The following is a 17,329-nucleotide window of genomic DNA, read 5'->3' on the forward strand; positions in this document are numbered from 1 at the left end:
CGAGTTGGGAACCTCTCCGCCGTGGGAGCCCGTCTGTGACGGGAACCCCACGACTGAAGTCGTGGGAGGAAGTCAGTCCTGCCGAGGACGTCGACTGGCAGACGAAAGGCATCGATCGACCGAACATGACCACATTTCGGATTACGGCGGACGGTCGGCTCCTCAAAGAGGAGTGGCACACCGAAGCGGTCCCGCCGGAAGACCGGCCATACGCGAACCGTGACGACGTCGACGAGGAAGATCTCCTCTACATGGCCGGCTGTCGGAACCGAGTCCACGACGGCTGGATCGAACGAGACGACTACCACGGCCGCTTCGAGCTCAAACACTCCTTCGAGAATCTCGATACACTCGTCACGTATCAAGTGACGTTCACGCACGGGCAACTCGAGGGGTTCGAACGCCTTCGATAATCCGTGCGTATCCGCCGCACCTCAGCGCTTGATTTCGTCCCTACTGCGCTCCCGGAGTCTCCGTTGGCGAGAGACGCCACCTCTTCAAGGTGGAGGTCAGGGGTTCGATTCCCCTCGGGAGCACTCGGGGGGCTGGCTCTGACAGCGTTTTTCCGTGTCTGACATAGCGGGCAGCCACGGATCCGTGACGCTGTCACGGTCGGCTTTCCCCAAGCGTGTGGTCGTCCAGGTGGTGCGTTTCTTCGCCCGCAAAGCACACCAACGGGAGTCATAGCCCGTCGCACCACCGGTTGCCCGACCGCACGTGGCGACCGTCGAGTCGGAGCGTTGCTTCGCTAGGAACTCGCAGGTTCAAATCCTGTCGGTGGCGCAGTCCATCGAGAACATCCCGGACAAAGAGCGTCCGAGAGGACGCTCGACACCGGTTCCGCTCCGACAGTTTTCCGGTCGCCGTGTCGCCAGTGGCCGTCGATCTGGAGCGCTACGTCGATGGCACATTACGGGTTCGAATCCCGTCGTTCGCTCCAGAAATTGTCCGGCCACTCGTGTTCCCGTAGCTCAGTCAGGACAGAGCACCGGCCTTCGAAGCCGGGTGTCGCACGTTCGAATCGTGCCGGGAGCGTCCAGCCGAGCGATGCGAGGCTGGGTCGGGAAATTTCGCTCCCGAGACTCGCTGCTCGCACCACGTGTGAGCAGCACCAAAATCGGAGTCGCCTGTTGCGGCTCCGGGTGATAGGATGGAATTCAACACGCCAAAGCAAACGGTCGCGGAGGCAACGCGGACCACCAACTACGAAGGTGGGGAAGCGTTCGAGCCTGCCGACCCCCGACTCGCACTGTACAAGCGCACGATCAACCAGCTGCTGGAGGGGTCGTTCTACGAGACCGATGACGAGCAGCTGGCTGCTGTCGTTCGCCAGTTCGATGCCGCCGCAAACGAGGACCCGGAGTTCGTCCTGAAGCTCGCGGCCTATGCTCGCCAGGAGCTCTACTTGCGGGACATCCCACAAGTGCTACTGGTACTGGCAGCCAACGACGACCGATTCAAGGACGACTCCCCCGAGTCGCTCATCCGTGAATGGGCACCAGCGATCATCCAGCGGATGGACGAGACGGCGACCGCCCTCGCTGTCCACGACCAGCTGTTCGGCGGGACTGCGCCGTGGCCGCTTCGACGCGGGATCGAAGACGCGCTGGTTGAGATGGCCGACGCCTACACGCTGGGCAAGTACGAGCTGTCGCGGCGCGAGGTGACGCTGCACGACGTCTTCAACCGCGTCCACCCCACGCCCGTCGACGCCGAGCAGGAAGCGCTCTTCGAGCGGTTCATGCGTGGTGGCCTCGACGATTATCCCGACGTCGACCCGTTGCCGGCGCCGAACACGTGGGAGACGGTTATCTCCGAGCGCGGCAACACCCAAGCCGCCTGGGAACTGCTCATCGAGGACGACGAGTACACGTTGCCCATCTTCGCGTCGATCCGGAACCTCCGGAACATGCTCGAAGCCGGCGTGCCGGAGGACACCGTCGTGGATCACCTCGACCTGGAGGCAGTCCGACACGCGCCGCTGTACCCGTTCCGGTACTACCAGGCCTACACCGCGCTGGAAGACGCGGCTGTCCAAGCACCGACAGTCGAGCAGTGGCTCGAAGACGCAATTGATGTCGCGGTCGAAACGGTGCCTGGCGGATTCGGCGATACCTTTGTCGCGGTCGACCTGTCGGAATCGATGGATCAGCCGCTGTCCGCGAACAGCACGCTCCGACTGAAGGAGATCGGTGCGTTGTTCGGTGCGATCCTGGCCGACCAGGGTGCTGACGTCGGCGGGTTCGGCGACGACTTCCAGACCGTTCCGATGCACGTCGACACGCCAGTCCTGCAGCGCCAAGCAGCGGTGTTGGCGATCGACGAGGACGTCGGGAACTCGACGAACGGCTGGAAGGCGATCAAGCACCTCCACGACCGAGGGGATGCTGTTGAACGGATCGTCGTCTTCACCGATATGCAGATCTGGGACAACACGCCGTTCACGGCCCGCGATTCCCAGACGGTCAAAGACGCGTTCGATGCGTATCGGGACGAGGTGTCTGCGGACACCGCGCTGTATCTCGTCGACCTCGCGGCCTACGGCGACCTGGTGACGCCAGAAGGCTACGAGAACGTCTACAACATCTCGGGATGGTCGGAAGATATTCTTCGCTTTATAAAACAAGCTGAGAAACCAAATCAAATCATCGAGAAAATAGAATAGGTGGATAATTAGTAGCGATTCTCGTGATTTATTACTTTTCAATTGTGAGGTTATATATGACTACGGCTGAAAATACCTGTCCCACGTGTGGGAAGAGTGGGTTTTCGAGCTACCAATACGTTCGTATCCACCATTCCAAGGTCCATAATGAGCGGATCCCAGAGACAATGGATTGTGAGGTCTGTGGGGATGAATTTGAAATACTCCCCTCTCAACGGGATCAGCGCCGAACATGTAGTATGGACTGTAAATCAAGACTCCACGAGAAGGAGGGGACTTTTGCTGGAGAAAATAATCCTGCGTGGAAACCAAAGGTTCAGAAGGAATGTCGCTGGTGCGAAGGTCTGTTTGAAGTTCGTCCATCACGTATCGATAGACTCCACTTTTGTGGTGATACGTGTCGCTCCAACTGGCGGTCGGAATGGGCCTCTGGTGAAAGTTCACCAGTCTGGAGTGGTGGAAAAGAGACGCTTAGCTGTGAATACTGCGAGGCAAAATTCGAGGTAAAACAGTCCGGAGCTCCATCAGCACGATTCTGTTCGATAAGATGTCGAGCAGATTGGCAGTCAGAAAACCAATCTGGTGAGAACAGCCCTCACTGGAAAGGTGGTCACGCAAAGAACTACGGTGATACGTGGAATCGCCATCGACGAATTATCGCCGAATACCATGATAACTGCCAGTTATGTGGAGGGGATGGGAAAGATGTTCATCACATAATACCCTACAAAACCTTTGACTCGGATAAAGAGGCGAACCAGCTTACCAATCTCGTCTATCTTTGCCGTGACTGCCACGCTAAAATTGAGGTGGGCAAGAAGGAGTGTCCCCGACCCGACGCTCTGGAAGATATTTTGATCGGTGTTAATTAAATCTGTCACGAATCGTGTGTTCAACACGCCGAGAAGCCGAAGCAGGTCATCTATGAAATCGAGGCGTTCGAGCCGACCTAGCCCTGTCCGTATTTTTTGTTTGAGGATGCGCGAGTGGTAGAGTTCGGAAACACGCGGTCGTGCCACGACCGAGACGGGCGTTCACGGCTCCTGCGGAGCCGTGAGCTCGGAGGAGGTTTCCTCCTCCGGCGTTCGAATCGTCCCTCGCGCACTCGGAGTACAGTTGTCGAACATCTGGCCCGTGAGACGCGCCTCAACGGAGATGAAAATATGGCAGTATCCAATACCACCGACCCAGAATCGACGACAATTGCCGTCGTGACGATTCGAATCCCCTGCGGCACGGATGGGGACCTCGTCACTGACGCTGAGAAGCGTCTCTCGCGGCCCGAAACTATCGATGCCGTCACTATTGACGAATTGGATAATATCGATCCACAGCTGTCGGCAACACTCATTACCGTCGAAATTACGGTCCGGTGGGCTACGGCAATTGGCGAGGACGAGGTCAGAGACAGACTGGCTGGTGTCTCGGGACTTGAGTCAGTCAAACGGATTAGATAGGCCGTTCAGAACGGCATAGCCGAAAGTGTAGTGATCTATTTGATTGTTCCCAGAATATTGGTATCTATTAGATGTACGAACCGTTTGATGAGACTGCTGTTAGAGTGTTGCTCGCAGTCAATCCTGGAGATTCGATCCGAACGGTAGCCCAACATCTCCACACCCCCTACGAAACGGTTCGACAAGCAGTCAATCAACTAGAGGATGCAGGGTATCTTCGATATGATGATGGACTGTTCGTGACCGACGATCGCGTCCGTAAGGCGGCACGAGACCTGCTGGCCACCAGTGCCGCCGTGAATCCACCGTCCATCGAAGAGGCGTACGTACTCCCACAGTTCGGTGACTGGCCCTTCGCCTTTACACAGGTGGACGCCGTCTACGTGTGGACCCAAGGGGGCTATCAGGTTGGTCGCGAGCCCGGAGACTACCCGCTCTTTCTTGCCGTCCTTGAGAAAGACATCGACGCCTGGCAGCGTTTTTTCGAACGGTTTGGAATCCCAACAGGGTTTGAGCGACAACCGGAGGACTCGTTTGAAGATCCTCTCCAAGTCGTCCTCAACGAGCGTTCGATGCTCAACCCCGACCACGTCGAAGGATATCCAGTCATCTCTCGGCGCGAGACGATAGCGTTCATGCGGAAGCATTATGCGACGTTTCAGTCAGCACTCGCTATGCTCGATCGCATGTACGACGATCTCGATCTCGACGCTTCCTACCGTGAGTCAGAAAGAGCATGGTCGTGAGTTTCACAGCAGCAATTGAATTATCGACCTCCTCCACGGTGAGGTTTAATTGGTTGCCGTTGGTTTGACATCGACAGCGTTCCAGGGTTGCTATTTTTGAATAGTTTGCTATTCGTACTCGTTAGCCCGTGGCGTTACGATATCCGATTAACCAACAAACCTATGTCAATACGTACTCCGTTGGTTAACACGAGGCGACCGCTAATGTCCTACGAGCCACCGACGCCGCCGGCGGAACTCCCGACAGACCTCGTCAATACGCTCAACGAGTCCTCTTCTGAGCAGCTCCAGCATGTCGCACGCTATGCCGAGGAGCTGGCAGAGCACAAAGCTCGCGAGGCCCGTCTCGAGGAGGAGTCGGAGGACGACGAGATCGACGACCGACCTGATGATCTTCCGGACGAGGTCCCGTCGAAGGCAACGATCACGATCAAGGAGATCAACGACAACCGCTACTATTACTGGCAGTGGAGAGAGGGGGACAAGGTCACGTCCAAATATAAAGGGCCAGTCAATCCGGACGAATGAGGGGTCAATACATCCGATTATCGATTTCCCACACCCCGTGTGCTATTTGATTTTGGTGCACTTGGAAAAGGGGGTGGACACACCCCTCGTCCAGAATCAACTACCCTACCCTACTTCGCTTGGTCTGACGACCTCGCTCGTTGAGGGAGGGGTTTGTCGGTGGACTCCCCTTCTGCCGACAAACGGTCGGAGGCGTGGAAATCGCCGTTCAGGTTCAGCATCCCCGACGTTAGAGCCAGTTGATAGGTGGCTCCTCCACTCGGAGACGTCTGCTCCGAGTGGAGACGTTTAGCAAGCTTGCGAGCGATGTTCTTGCTCGCGTTGTAGTCGGCGTTGAGTTCGTACCCGCACTTTTGACAGCAGAATTAATATTTCGACGGCCGGTTCTCCTCCAGCGTACATCCGCACTTCGAACACCGCTGACTCGTGTACGCAGGACTCACTTGTTCGACAGCCACACCTTCAGCTTCGCCTTTGTACTCGACGTACTCGTAGAGTTGGCGGAACGCCCACGCGTGGAATCGCCTGGCGTCCGCCATTCGGTCGCGAATACCCGTCAGGTTCTCGAACGCGACGTGAGTCGCGTCCACCCGACAGGCTTCGCGGAGGATGTCGTTCGCAACAGAGTGGAGTACGTCCTGTATCCAACGGTGTTCGCGGTCGCTCATCTGCTGGATGGTCAGGTGCGCCGAGCGGGTGCCTGTATCTTGGAGGCTTCCCCGTGTCTTCTCAAACTCACGCCGACGGTGGTTGAGGTAGTCCGCTGATTCAATAAACGCGCCAGTGCTTGTGACGGCGAAGTACCCGTCAACGTTCAAGTCCACGCCGAGAACCGTCAGGTTCTCGCTGTGCGTGTCCGAACTTGAACGCTCTTCTTCGCTATCTGCTATGGTGCGTTTCATACGGGCGTGGAGGTAATACACGTCTTCAAAACGGTCGTACTGAAGCGTGGACATACGGAACTCGAAGTCCTTGTTCAGCAGGTAGTCACCAATCGGCGTTCCATCCGTGTCGTCGGGGAGGACGTATTCACATTCGACGCGTCCATTAACGGTTGAGAGGGACACGTGGTCGCGGTAGAAGGTTGCACTTCGCTTGTCGTAGACGACGCTCCACGAGTCGAAGTGTGGTTGACTGGTACGATCGCCGCGCTTCCACGCTTTGACACCGCTTTTTATTGCCTCGACAGCACGCCGAATCCCCTTCTGGACGAGATTGGCCGTTAGGTCGGTTTCCTCTCGAAGACGGTCGTAGAGAGCGTCTTCGGCTTTCGCTTTGCTGGTGACGCAGTATTCGTTTGAGGAGTCTCGCCACGCCCATTCACTGGTTTGGTTAGCACAGTAGCGGAACTGATCAGCGGTTTGATGGAGGGCGTCCCGTCGCTTCTCAGGCACATTGAGCTTGACCTTGACGGTGCGAATGACCTCCATCTCTATTTCACATATCGAATTATTTCTTTATTAGCGTTAGGCTCGTACAGGAGTTGGATCGATATAGCCCGGATTGGGTTGAGGTGTTATCGACTCCCCCGCGGCCTACTGCGCTACTCGCTCCCATTGGTCGCTCCGTTCTTCCTCAAGAACGGGACACCCCTCTCGCAATTAGATGAAAGTAGTGAAGAAAAAAGAATTTGAGATTAGATTAAGCCGTTAATAGTCGATAGAGCCGTTTTAGGCACAAACAGTCGAATAGGGTTCCACAATTGAAGCATGGGTTTTCTATTTGAGACAGACCACACCCCTGATCACGAGTGTATCCACTGATAGGTTCTCATCACACACCCCGTGTGCAAAGTGTGAACCACCTCGGGGTCAAGCCCCGAGGCTTCCCGTTTCAACGACGCGACTTGCAGGAACCGACGAAGACCGCCCTCCATCGGTTTCCACAGCGGTCGCAGTCTCCACAGGCGTTGATTCGGCCTGTCCCAGACCTAACTCCTGAAGACCGCGAGAAAGAATGTTGTACGACGCATTCGCGTCTCTATCCGCCTTGAACCCGCAACTCGGACAACTGTGTTCCCGCACCCACAACGGTTTCTCCGTCTCGACACCACATTCAGCGCACTCTTTGGTCGTCCCCACAGGGTCTACTTGCACGACGTGCGTACCGTACAGGTCGCCCTTGTACTCCAGCATCTCGATGAATCCGCGCCACGCGGCATCCTGCTTATTCCGAGCGTTCCCACGCTGTTGAAGCATCCCCGAGACGTTCAAATCCTCCACGAATACAGCGTCGCGCTCCTTGACGAGCCACGTCGTGAGTTTGTGTTGGAAGTCTTCGACCTTCCGCTTGATCCGATGCTTGATCTTGGCAACCTCACGGCGCTGTTTCTCCCAGTTGTTACTACCGTGCTCCTTCCGGGAGAGACTGCGCTGTTCCCGGCGTAAGCGGTCGTACTCGTCGGAGAGGTCGAGCCAGTCCACGCTCCCGCCATCCGACGTATAAATATAGTTCTGGATGCCGAGGTCAAGGCCAACGCAGTCCTCAACATTCACATCGTCTACGTCAGGTTTCTCGGGGAGCGTGGCGTCCTTGACTTCGAGGCCGAACGTGACGTACCACTCACCCGTCGTCTCTTTCTTCAGCGTCACCTCTTTGATGTCTGCGTTGTCGGGAATGGAGCGGTGGTATCGGATGGGGATGTCACCGATTTTGGAGAGCCAGATTGTGGCAGTCCGACCACTCGTGTTTTTGAGTTCGAAGCCAGACTGCGAATACGTCATACTCTGGTACTCGCTTGGGGACTTCCACTTGAGCCACCCAACCTTGTGACCGTTCTGCTTCTTTTCGGAGAGGTTCGAGAGATTGTCGTAGAAGCGTCCGACGGTCTTCTGCAACGCCTTCGAGTGGACTTCGGAGAACACAGGCCACTCGTCCTTCCATTCGGTGAGGCGTTTCTGGTGTTGGTACGCCGAACCGATGTTGTCCTCGCAGGTGTCGAGGACGTTGTATTCGTAGCGGGTGTGGTTGTAGGCTTGCCGGTGGATGTCGATGTGGCGTTCCACCTCCGCAGTCACACCTGTTCGGTCAGGGTAGGCGCGGAAGCGGTAGTCGTACCACATCGTCGTACCTAGATTACCGTCGTGTTGCTATTTAATGGCTTGTGTCACGGAGTGTCGGCTTCATCCATGGGGTCAAGCCTCATAGTATTCGCCTCGACAGCGTGTAAATGTGCCGTATTCCGACGATAGAGAATTATTAGGCTGGTTTTGTATATTGAAGATGGCCTACAATCCGTGGGATGACACAGATGTACCGGACTCCGTATAAGAGATGAATTGAGTAACAAGTCGAGCGGGAACACCCCGTGTGCAAAATGAAATTCGAACGGTGAACATCAAGAGAACCGGAGACTGAACCGATTTTCACTTCGATGACGGGGGGATGATCGACCCTGCGTTTACACTTCGATGACGGGGGGTGTCAGACGTGCGGCTTGCACTTCGATGACGGGGGGTGGGACAACTAAGTCCAATCACAGATACGCAAATTCACATGAGGGCCGCCGATTCTGCGTTACACATCGATGACGGGGGGTCTTCCACCAGATGTACTTCGGTGATGGTTCTTACTATCGAGTCGTGAAACCACGGAATTCAAGCGATATATTGGATACAGCGGACGAATAAACATCGACGAGGGTTAATCTTTTTAATCCTCCGGCGTACAGCAGACATATGGCCGGTAGCGATCAAGAAGGGGCGGATCAATCCACCCTTGATCAAGGAACTAGTTCTACATCGGATGGACAGCAGTTAGGATCCGCCCGCGAGGATGCTGCCGGAGACTCAAGTCAAAATCAGGAATCGACTGAAGAGAGCCCTCAGCGGTCGATTCGTGATATGCTCGATGATGAGGGGGAGGCATCAGTTTTCGTCAACCGGGACCTCGTCGAGCCTGACACCATTATCGACGAAGAGCGAATCGTCGGCCGTGACGACCAGCTCGAGTCCGTCGTCTCGTTTCTGAAGCCGACTCTCCAAGGAAATCGGCCGCCGAATATGCTGCTGTACGGTCCCGCAGGGACAGGTAAGTCACTCATCATCGGGGCCGTCACGCAACAGATTATCGAGCTCTGTCAATCCAAAGGCGAACGGTTCGGCGTTGTCGATATCAACTGCCAACCAATCAATACGCTCGATCAGGCCGTCTACGAACTCGTCCAAACTGTCGCCCAGGACGTTGGTACTGAAGTCGGAGTTCCAGAGACCGGCGTATCGACGAAGCGCAAGTACCGACGTCTGTACGAACTCATCAACGAGCACTACGATTCGGTCATCTTCATTCTCGATGAAATCGATCTCTTGGTCGGCCGGCGCGAAAACGACGAACCCGCATACTCAAAGCTTCTCTATCAGCTATCACGGGCGAGTAACACGAACGAAATTGAAGGGCGCGTGTCCGTCGCAGCACTGACGAACGATCCAAAATTTATGGAAGACATCGACGGGCGTGCCGAGAGTTCATTCAATCCACGTGACGTCTACTTCCCAGACTACGACGCAAACCAGCTGCGCGAAATTCTCGAAAATCGGCGCGATGCGTTCCGTCAAGATGCTCTCGAGGACGACGTGATTCCGCTCGTGGCGGCGTTCGCTGCACAAAGTCACGGTGACGCACGGAAGGCGATCGACCTGTTCCGCGGTGCTGGTGACCTCGCAGACGAACGGGCAGATGAAGAGGTCACGGAGGACCACGTCCGAGAATCTCAGGAGGAGATTGACAAAGACCGGTCGCTGAAGCTCGTTGAGGGGCTTACGACACAAAAGAAGATTTCACTGTACGCAACCGCAGCCGTTGCGTATCACTCGAGCCGGACGGGTAGTTCCGTCCCAAGTCCGGTTGGATTCAAAGTTTATCAGTGGGTCACGAACGAACTCGACGCGGACCAGATGACTCGTGAAACGTACGTCAAATATGTCAAAGAACTCTCGACATACGGGTTGATTTCAACATCCCGGAAAAGCCGCGGACGAGGCGGCGGGATGTATATGGAGTTCACATTCACGGGTGATCCTGAAGCGATGATGACTCGGATCGTCGATGATACACGCCTGGAAGGAATAGCCCAGCAGGAAGAACTCCTCAGTTCAGTCGTGAATGCGCAGCTGAAAGAATTTCACGAAGAGTGAGAATCTCGGCGAGCACCCGGTGGAGGACACACCCCCCGTGTTCGATGTGTAAAGTCGAGATAGTAGCGGGGCAGAGGTCGAGAGAGTCCTGAACTGGAGTCGGTGATGCAGCGAACAGGAGTAGTCGCTTCCACACCAAATCCCCCGAATGGATAGAAAATGAGATCAAGACACGGGGTCTCGTGACCCCCACCCCCCGTCATCGATGTGTAAACAACAAAAGGTGGAAGGGGGTACTCATGTAGAACAAATCACGAAAGTCGGGTTTGGCGCTACGAGACGGCTGAAAACAAGAGAGATGGCGTAGGAGATCGAGAAGCGTGATAGGGACGCCCCTGTTCGGTTAGTCGAAGCGTCGCTTCTCCTAACCTTCACATCCAAATGCAGTACGGTTCTGGTTGTAACGCACTGCATATAAAACTTCGTCAGACAATATGCATTGGTTACAAGAATATAGATTACGTCGCTGAGACGCTCTTCTTCGTGTTAATGGTCTCATCGTCGGTTTTCGCCATTCTGTTCCCGTCACCCCCTCCCTCCTCTCATAGTTTTACACATCGATGACGGGGGGAGGGAGTGTGACCGTGGTTCTCTATTGAACCATTCGCTGCCCGGTCACTGGAAATCGGTTAGCTCTGGCTCACGTGTCCCTGCGAGTCCTTGGTGTATCTCCGTGCGGTCCCACCCAAGCGGTGACAGTACACTCTCGACAGCTCTGACGAGTTGCGTCTCGTAGTACGACGCATCGTACGATTCCATCTCTTCGTGCGCCAACGCGACCCGCTCTCGCGAACTCTTCTCGTCGTCGACGACCACGTACTTGATGTCCTGTCCCGGGTGAATGGCGAGGTCCTGGTCGCGAGCCCGCTTCAGCGCCGCCACGTTCTGTGTGTTTTGTGTATATCCTTCCAGTGGCTTGGAGACACGATTCCGTTCGACGAGATCCTCGACCGGCACCGTTCCAGCGTGGAGGCGACTGATCGCGTCCTGAAGACAGTCAAGCACGGCATCTGGAGATCGAGTCGCGTCGAGCCGTTCGAGACATTCTCGTTGGACGTCCTCGATGAAGGATGGGGTCGAGCGCTGCCGAGCTTCGATACCACGTATATTAAACTCGTCGTCGCCGGCGACCTTCCCGAAGTACTTCGTCAACGCGCCGGCGTCGCTCTCGCGCTGCGGCACGAACGCTACCCAGTCGTAGTGGACTTCGTGTTCGAGCCGAATCTCGACGCGTTCCGTGATCTCCGTCGCGAGCGTCTCGAGGTTCTCGCGGTCCTCGTCGTCGACATCGGGGTCCGGCGTCACCCAGATGGAGTCGACGATGCCGTGGACGACCCGCCAGCCGCCAGCTTCCAGCCGTTGTTTCGCCGTCAGCAGGATCTCGCGAGCGAACGCGTTGATCGCCTCGTGGCACTCGATGCGGCCGAACTTCGCGTTGCTGAATCCCTGATAGCCGAAGCAGGCGACGAGAATCCACTTCAGCGCTCCCGACCGCCCCTCGAGTTCTGCCAGTCGGTCCCCGTCGGGGTCGTCTCGATCCTTCTCGCGACGGATGGCCGCCTTGATCTCGTCGCGAGCGTCGATGATCGGCTGGAGGACGTCGACGAGGTAGCCTCGCTCGTCGCAGATCGAGTACCCGAGCCCGGGGACATCCTCGCGGTCGCCGTGGCAGTCACATCGGATGATGTCCGGCGAGACGTTCCGGGTACAGATGATGTTCGGGTACAACGAGGAGAAGTCGAGTTCGTGGACGTTCTCGTGGAGGCCAACCTCGGGAGCGAAGATGAAGCCGCCGCGGTCGGCGTCGTGGAGCGTCCCCATCGGTTTGAAAAACTCGTGGCGCCAGGAGTTCCACGGCACGAGGACGCCGCGGTCGTGGGCCTCGCAGATTTGGATCGCGGTGAGTACGTTCCCGATGGACGCCCACGCGAGCTCCTGGAGGGCCTTTTTCGAGCGCGACACGAGGTCGAGGACGCCGTCGAGGTTCGTCTCCCCGTAGAAGAACGCGTTCGACTCGTCGATGATCGCCCGGCCGTGCACGTTGTACCGCGCCGGCGAGTGACCGACGCGACCGTAGCCTGAGTACGTCGACCGGCTCGCAAGCTGCTGGTAGTCGACGTCAGGCCACCGACTCAGCGAGAAGTCGTCAACGCCGGCGTCAGTTGCCATTTCGTACAGGGTCGGGACGATCTCGCTGGTTGAGCAGACCAGGACGTCCGGATCATGCGCTTCGAGTGCCCCTTGGACGGCGGTCAGGATATCCGTCGGCGAGCCGGTGACGGTGTCGCCGGCGACGGACAGCTCCCCATAGACGTCGTTGCTCGTTTCGGTCACCGGGACGCTAAGCCGAAGCGTCGACAGCTCGCTCGCCGGCGTCGGATCGACGCCGGTCTCCAGACAGTATCGGAACTCTCGCGAGAAGTCGACGTTGAAACAGGCCAGATCCCCGACTGGATAGTGCGACAGTTGACGCGCCTGCCGGGCGAGTGGAGTGACGCGGTCGATGTGGGTGACGTCGACGGCGAGGACTGTCTCCTCGTCCCGTCGAAAGCCCGGCCGTCGCGTAACCATCTCGGTCGCGACGACGTCCGGGTGCTGGTCGTACACCGACTGGAGTGTCGTGAGGTCGAGGTCGGACGCTGGGTCGCGAGGGGCAACGTAGAAGCGTGGAGTATAGTCATGGTGCTCGGTCGCGACGGCGCCGTCGGCGGTTGCCTCCCACTCGAGGATGCGGCCGTCGGCAAGGAAATCGATGGTGAACGACATTTGTTATTCACCAATCCACTGGGCATCCGAATCCGATAAGCGACGGCGTGTCACTTCCGGGCTTCAGCAAACGGGCTCGAAAAGCGTCCTCAACGCTATATTCTAGCTTGTTGTCCGTCGTCGTCCGCTTCCGGAACGATTTCCGGAATCCGTTAGTCGACGTTAACCAACATATCCAGAGATACGCACCGAATGTTGGTTAAGACATAGCAACGTAACAGCTGCCGCGGATATGCTGTGAAAGCCGATTTTTTGACGAACCCTTTCGCTTCACTCTTGGCGACACACCCGCCACAATTTGACCACATACCGCTAGTCCCTGTCGTCAGACGCTATCAGATGATTCAGACGAACTCGAGGCGTTCCATTCGGCAACCCCGCCGTCGTAGAAGGAATCATCGCTTGGGAGATCATCCTTGAGTTCGGGTATGGCGGATGTCTGGTCAATCGATTCACGGAGGAGTTTCAGGCGCATCGCTTCCTCACGATCAAGAATCGTTTTGACGGTATCGTAGCCGGTACGGTCGTCGTAGTAGGCATTGCTCAACCGCCGACGGAACGTTTCCTCGTTTGCGAACTCGTCGAGTTTGTTTTCTAGAGCGTCGGTGAGAAGCCGAGTTCGTGGGATCTCAAGTACCTCAGCGACGGTATCGATGCGGTCAACGAGAGACTTCGGGGCGTCGAACTCGATCCGGGTTTTTTGATCAATGCTCCGCGTGCTGGGGCTACGCGCTTACCGATGGTTCATCCCCATCGATATCATTGATAAGCGGGTAGTCGATGTGCATCTCGATCCGGTCGAACGGGACGATGGGTTGCATTGCCCCGCCGGGGCCGCCTTCTTTCAGTTCAAGAATCCCTAGCGTTTCCAAGTGCTTCAGATCCGAATGGACGTCGGACACATCACGGTCGACGAGGCGTGCGGCCTCCCGCATGCTTTCGGGTGCGTGTTCGGCGATCGCCTGAGTGAGTTCGAGACGAAGCGGGGTGAGGCTGTCGACGAGATCGCCGTAGGTTCCGAACTGTAGTGTCGCCGCCCCGTCTTGGTCGTCGAGCGTGTCCGTCTCAGCGGCCTGGACGAACTGGAGTGCGCCCTCACGGACCTGTTCTCGATCGCCAACGGTGATGTGGAGCGTGGTCATTTTTGAAGTGTCGTGGTGGCGGGTGGTGTATGGTCAGTACGGCCGCGGCGGATCGCCCCCGACGGCCTCCCAGTACTCGTCTGCGCTCGCCCAGAAGTCGACGAGTCGTTCCTCCATTCCGGGGAACGTGACATCGTCGACGTCACCAGCGGCGGTGTGGTGTTCGTGTCCCTTCGTATCTTCGTGGGCGTTATCGAACCGGACGAGCGTGAGGTCTTCGAGGGTGCCCAGATGGAGCGTGTACTTCCAGCCTGACGGGTAGATCTCGGTCGCCTCAGTCGGCCGGAGTACGACGTTCTCGACGAGACCGGCTTCGACGTGTGTGTACTGGAAGACCGACTCTTGGGCCATCCCTTACGTGTTGGGTGAACGCCCAACATCATAAGACCAGCGGAGGTTCGTCGATACGCTACCGACCTACAGAACGGCGACTACCTGTGCTTCCGGTACGGAACTCTGGCCCCGAAAGAGTACTCCGCTCACGCCACTGGATCGAGCGATTTCATCGAGAAGTCAGATTTCGAACAGTATCGCTCTGCTAACCGCATCAAGGCTCGTGTCCGCCGGATATCCGCGACGTTGTGGCGTACGAGCGACTCGAAGTCCTCTTCTTCCCACGCGCCAACCGCTTCCTCGCTGTCTACGAACGGATCGAGTCCGGTTAATCCACTCCCGATGAGTTCCTCGTAGACGGCGGTCAAGGTGTCTCCCGACGTGTTGAACCGTGTCTCGAAGACGTCCATCGCGTCGATATACGACAGTTCTGCGAACGGCCAGTCGATATCGTGGTAACAGAGCCGCGTGCGGAGGAACGGGAGATCGAATCCCCCGTTCCATCGTTCGCCATTGTGCGCGACCAGCTTCACGTCTTGGTGAGTGAGTGTCGATTCGACGAACGCATCCATCTCGCTTAGCAAGGTTCGTTCAGTCTGCTGGACCGAGATCGAGACTGCGGTCGCCAATTCCTCGTTGACCCGTGCTTCGAGATTTGGCGGCGGTGCCCGCCCGTCCGTATTCAGAAAAATACGAGAGCCAATGTCTGCGTCGAACCTGACGACCGTCAGCTGGTCGTCCATGTGAAACCCGGTTGTCTCGATATCGAACGCAATGGTGTCGAGTTCCGTCATTCCGTGGCCCCATCCTGGTGGTGCTCCCGCTCGTGGCTCCCTTCCCGCTGTTCGAGTGCCCGTTCGAGCTCCTTGAGGCGTTCCTTGTGGTCGTCGAGGCGGCCCTCCTGTTCGAGATCGATGCTGAGCAGCGCCGGCAGCAGCGGATTCTGGTGGTTCAACAGCCCGCTCGCGTCAGCTTGCTCGCGGGCGTACTCGAACAGCCGGTCGAAGCGTGGTTGGTCGCGACGCCGCAGTGCCCGGCGGAACTCCGCCCACCGCTCTTCGATGGGCCCGCAGTGCATCACGGTAGGTTGGGTTTGTGCGCCCCATCGCTATCGTCCTCCTACCCCAGTTGCGGTCCACACATCGGGCAAGGGATTTGCAATGGCCGCCACCGTCTCCCCGTCAGTTGTGACGCCCGTCCTGACGCCTTCCGGGGTCGGCGTCGACGGTTCCACGCTGACCTGCGTGGCGCGTGCCGCGAGCAGCTGCCGCCAGTACGTGAACGTCGTCTGGTAGTACGCGCCGTCGTCGACGGGATAGACGAGCGTCTCGAAGTCCTCGCCGACAACTCGTGACCCAATCCGGGTCTGCTCGCACTCCAGGTGGTGGTCGGCGGTCGTCGCAACCGGCGCCGTGAAGTCGTCGCGCTGCGTCCGGGTGACGAGCACCGAGATGTCGTATCCGTCGGCGTAGGTCGCCAACCGGGCGAGGGTTCGGGCCTGGAGGGTTTTCACGTGAGTCTCGCCGAGGGTATCGTCGGCGCGGTACTGTGCGTCGATGGCCGGTGCGACGATGAGGGCGGCCGTGTGGGACGACGTGTCCTCGTCGCGATTCGGTGCCCGTCGACCGGCAACCGGCCGAAGGACTACTGGCTGCATCCCCGCTGCTGGTCGAAGCTCTCGGCGGACTGGGAGTCCCTCGACGGGGTGTGACGTTCAGGTTCCGTGCTCCCCGCCGTGCGAAAGGATCGAGAACGTGGCCGCGCCGTGAACGGGGGCGCCACACTTCTTCGACTGGACCTGATTGTGGCACCATTTGAGGCCGACGCGGCACCTACTGCACAATTCGGGTCGAGATGACCCCTCCACGACCATGCTGATATTAAAAATTATAATACGTGACCCGATACGACGCTGGCCATCAAAAAGAGAGCGACAGCCCCGTTCCCTGTATATTCATACAAAATCGAATGCTCCAGTACCAAGTAGCAGATAAATCCACAAAGTATGATTTAACCAAGAAAAGTTCGATTCACGTGGGCTATCGAATACTCCACGCCGAACTCCTTCACGATTTTGTCTCGAAGTTCCCTAGCGGTCCAGTTGCGTTCCGGCGATCCGGTGGCCGCGTCCTTGTCGACCCAATCAGCGACCGTCGCGCGCTGCTCCGGGGAGAGCTTCGAGGGTCGCCCTGGTCGGTTGTCGTCTTCCAGGGCCTCGGAAAGGGGTTCCTTGTCGAGACGGTCGAGCCAGTAGTAGATGGTCGACTGTGGAATGGCATAGCGAGCGGCGATGGTCTCCACATCCACCCCGTCCTTGTATGCGATAGCCACCATCAGCCGTTTTGCACCCTTCGCACTCTCGACGGACTCCAGCTCCGCGTGAAGTTCCTCAAGGGGCACCGACCCGAGCTTCGTCATCGACCGCGGATAGGACCTCGGATTATAAATACTTTTGCAACTCTATAATAAACATTACCCTCAATCGCCGCGCACTGACGGTTCCGCAAGCAGGGTGGTAGTAACAGACTCGATGTTGGTATCTCTGAGGGAGGTGTCCCAA

The 17,329-nt window shown here is 57.4% G+C and carries 14 protein-coding genes, 2 tRNA genes and 3 pseudogenes; 9 read left to right on the forward strand and 10 right to left on the reverse strand.

Annotated features, from left to right (window positions below; all coding sequences use genetic code 11):
• The first annotated feature begins 35 nt into the window (after positions 1 to 35).
• The 8 genes from DP107_RS17625 (at position 36) to DP107_RS17660 (ending at position 5,396) form a co-directional block, all read left to right on the forward strand.
• A complete protein-coding gene (locus tag DP107_RS17625) occupies positions 36 to 413 on the forward strand; it encodes a hypothetical protein (protein WP_238330934.1) in 378 nt (125 codons plus the stop codon).
• A 47-nt stretch (positions 414 to 460) separates the two neighbouring features.
• Positions 461 to 536: transfer RNA gene (locus DP107_RS17630), tRNA-Glu, on the forward strand.
• A gap of 424 nt (positions 537 to 960) precedes the next feature.
• A tRNA-Arg gene (locus tag DP107_RS17635) sits at positions 961 to 1,035 on the forward strand.
• A 115-nt stretch (positions 1,036 to 1,150) separates the two neighbouring features.
• Positions 1,151 to 2,665 (forward strand): TROVE domain-containing protein, encoded by a 1,515-nt coding sequence (locus tag DP107_RS17640; RefSeq protein WP_144263432.1) that lies wholly within the window; start codon positions 1,151 to 1,153, stop codon positions 2,663 to 2,665.
• A 239-nt stretch (positions 2,666 to 2,904) separates the two neighbouring features.
• The gene (locus DP107_RS21535) at positions 2,905 to 3,537 is read left to right on the forward strand and encodes an HNH endonuclease signature motif containing protein (RefSeq protein ID WP_185977384.1); all 633 of its coding nucleotides are present in this window, start codon (positions 2,905 to 2,907) and stop codon (positions 3,535 to 3,537) included.
• Positions 3,538 to 3,828: 291 nt separating this feature from the next.
• The gene (locus DP107_RS17650; RefSeq protein WP_144263434.1) at positions 3,829 to 4,122 is read left to right on the forward strand and encodes a hypothetical protein; all 294 of its coding nucleotides are present in this window, start codon (positions 3,829 to 3,831) and stop codon (positions 4,120 to 4,122) included.
• A gap of 71 nt (positions 4,123 to 4,193) precedes the next feature.
• Complete coding sequence (locus DP107_RS17655; protein ID WP_144263435.1) at positions 4,194 to 4,868, forward strand: MarR family transcriptional regulator; 675 nt, start codon at positions 4,194 to 4,196, stop codon at positions 4,866 to 4,868.
• 204 nt (positions 4,869 to 5,072) lie between these two features.
• Entirely contained in the window at positions 5,073 to 5,396 is a 324-nt protein-coding gene (locus DP107_RS17660; RefSeq protein ID WP_144263436.1) for a hypothetical protein, read from the forward strand.
• 110 nt (positions 5,397 to 5,506) lie between these two features.
• Here the strand turns inward: DP107_RS17660 and DP107_RS17665 are convergent.
• Positions 5,507 to 6,826: pseudogene (locus DP107_RS17665) on the reverse strand (RNA-guided endonuclease InsQ/TnpB family protein).
• Positions 6,827 to 7,207: 381 nt separating this feature from the next.
• Positions 7,208 to 8,458, reverse strand: a complete 1,251-nt coding sequence (locus DP107_RS17670) for an RNA-guided endonuclease InsQ/TnpB family protein (RefSeq protein WP_144263437.1) — start codon at positions 8,456 to 8,458, stop codon at positions 7,208 to 7,210.
• A gap of 615 nt (positions 8,459 to 9,073) precedes the next feature.
• On the opposite strand from DP107_RS17670, the gene DP107_RS17675 reads away from it, so the two are divergent.
• Positions 9,074 to 10,528 (forward strand): orc1/cdc6 family replication initiation protein, encoded by a 1,455-nt coding sequence (locus tag DP107_RS17675; protein WP_144263438.1) that lies wholly within the window; start codon positions 9,074 to 9,076, stop codon positions 10,526 to 10,528.
• Between the two features lie 615 nt (positions 10,529 to 11,143).
• Here the strand turns inward: DP107_RS17675 and DP107_RS17680 are convergent.
• The 8 genes and pseudogenes from DP107_RS17680 to DP107_RS17715 all read right to left on the reverse strand — a co-directional run bounded on the left by DP107_RS17680 (position 11,144) and on the right by DP107_RS17715 (position 17,187).
• Entirely contained in the window at positions 11,144 to 13,294 is a 2,151-nt protein-coding gene (locus DP107_RS17680) for a type B DNA-directed DNA polymerase (protein WP_144263439.1), read from the reverse strand.
• A gap of 325 nt (positions 13,295 to 13,619) precedes the next feature.
• Positions 13,620 to 13,841, reverse strand: a complete 222-nt coding sequence (locus tag DP107_RS20905; protein ID WP_238330933.1) for a hypothetical protein — start codon at positions 13,839 to 13,841, stop codon at positions 13,620 to 13,622.
• Positions 13,842 to 14,019: 178 nt separating this feature from the next.
• A complete protein-coding gene (locus tag DP107_RS17690; RefSeq protein WP_144263441.1) occupies positions 14,020 to 14,436 on the reverse strand; it encodes an HVO_A0114 family putative DNA-binding protein in 417 nt (138 codons plus the stop codon).
• A 33-nt stretch (positions 14,437 to 14,469) separates the two neighbouring features.
• Entirely contained in the window at positions 14,470 to 14,787 is a 318-nt protein-coding gene (locus DP107_RS17695; protein ID WP_144263442.1) for a toxin-antitoxin system TumE family protein, read from the reverse strand.
• A gap of 128 nt (positions 14,788 to 14,915) precedes the next feature.
• On the reverse strand, positions 14,916 to 15,563 hold the full coding sequence (locus DP107_RS17700) for a 3'-5' exonuclease family protein (RefSeq protein WP_144263443.1): 648 nt from the start codon (positions 15,561 to 15,563) through the stop codon (positions 14,916 to 14,918).
• Positions 15,560 to 15,875 (reverse strand): annotated as a pseudogene (locus DP107_RS17705) (hypothetical protein). The gene DP107_RS17700 and the pseudogene DP107_RS17705 overlap by 4 nt, the downstream one beginning before the upstream one ends.
• 2 nt (positions 15,876 to 15,877) lie before the next feature.
• Positions 15,878 to 16,399 (reverse strand): annotated as a pseudogene (locus DP107_RS17710) (hypothetical protein); the annotation flags it as partial.
• Between the two features lie 380 nt (positions 16,400 to 16,779).
• A complete protein-coding gene (locus tag DP107_RS17715; RefSeq protein WP_144263444.1) occupies positions 16,780 to 17,187 on the reverse strand; it encodes a helix-turn-helix domain-containing protein in 408 nt (135 codons plus the stop codon).
• Between the last annotated feature and the right edge of the window lie 142 nt (positions 17,188 to 17,329).

It is taken from the genome of Haloglomus irregulare (assembly GCF_007421925.1).
GTDB classification, from domain to species: Archaea; Halobacteriota; Halobacteria; order Halobacteriales; family Haloarculaceae; genus Haloglomus; species Haloglomus irregulare.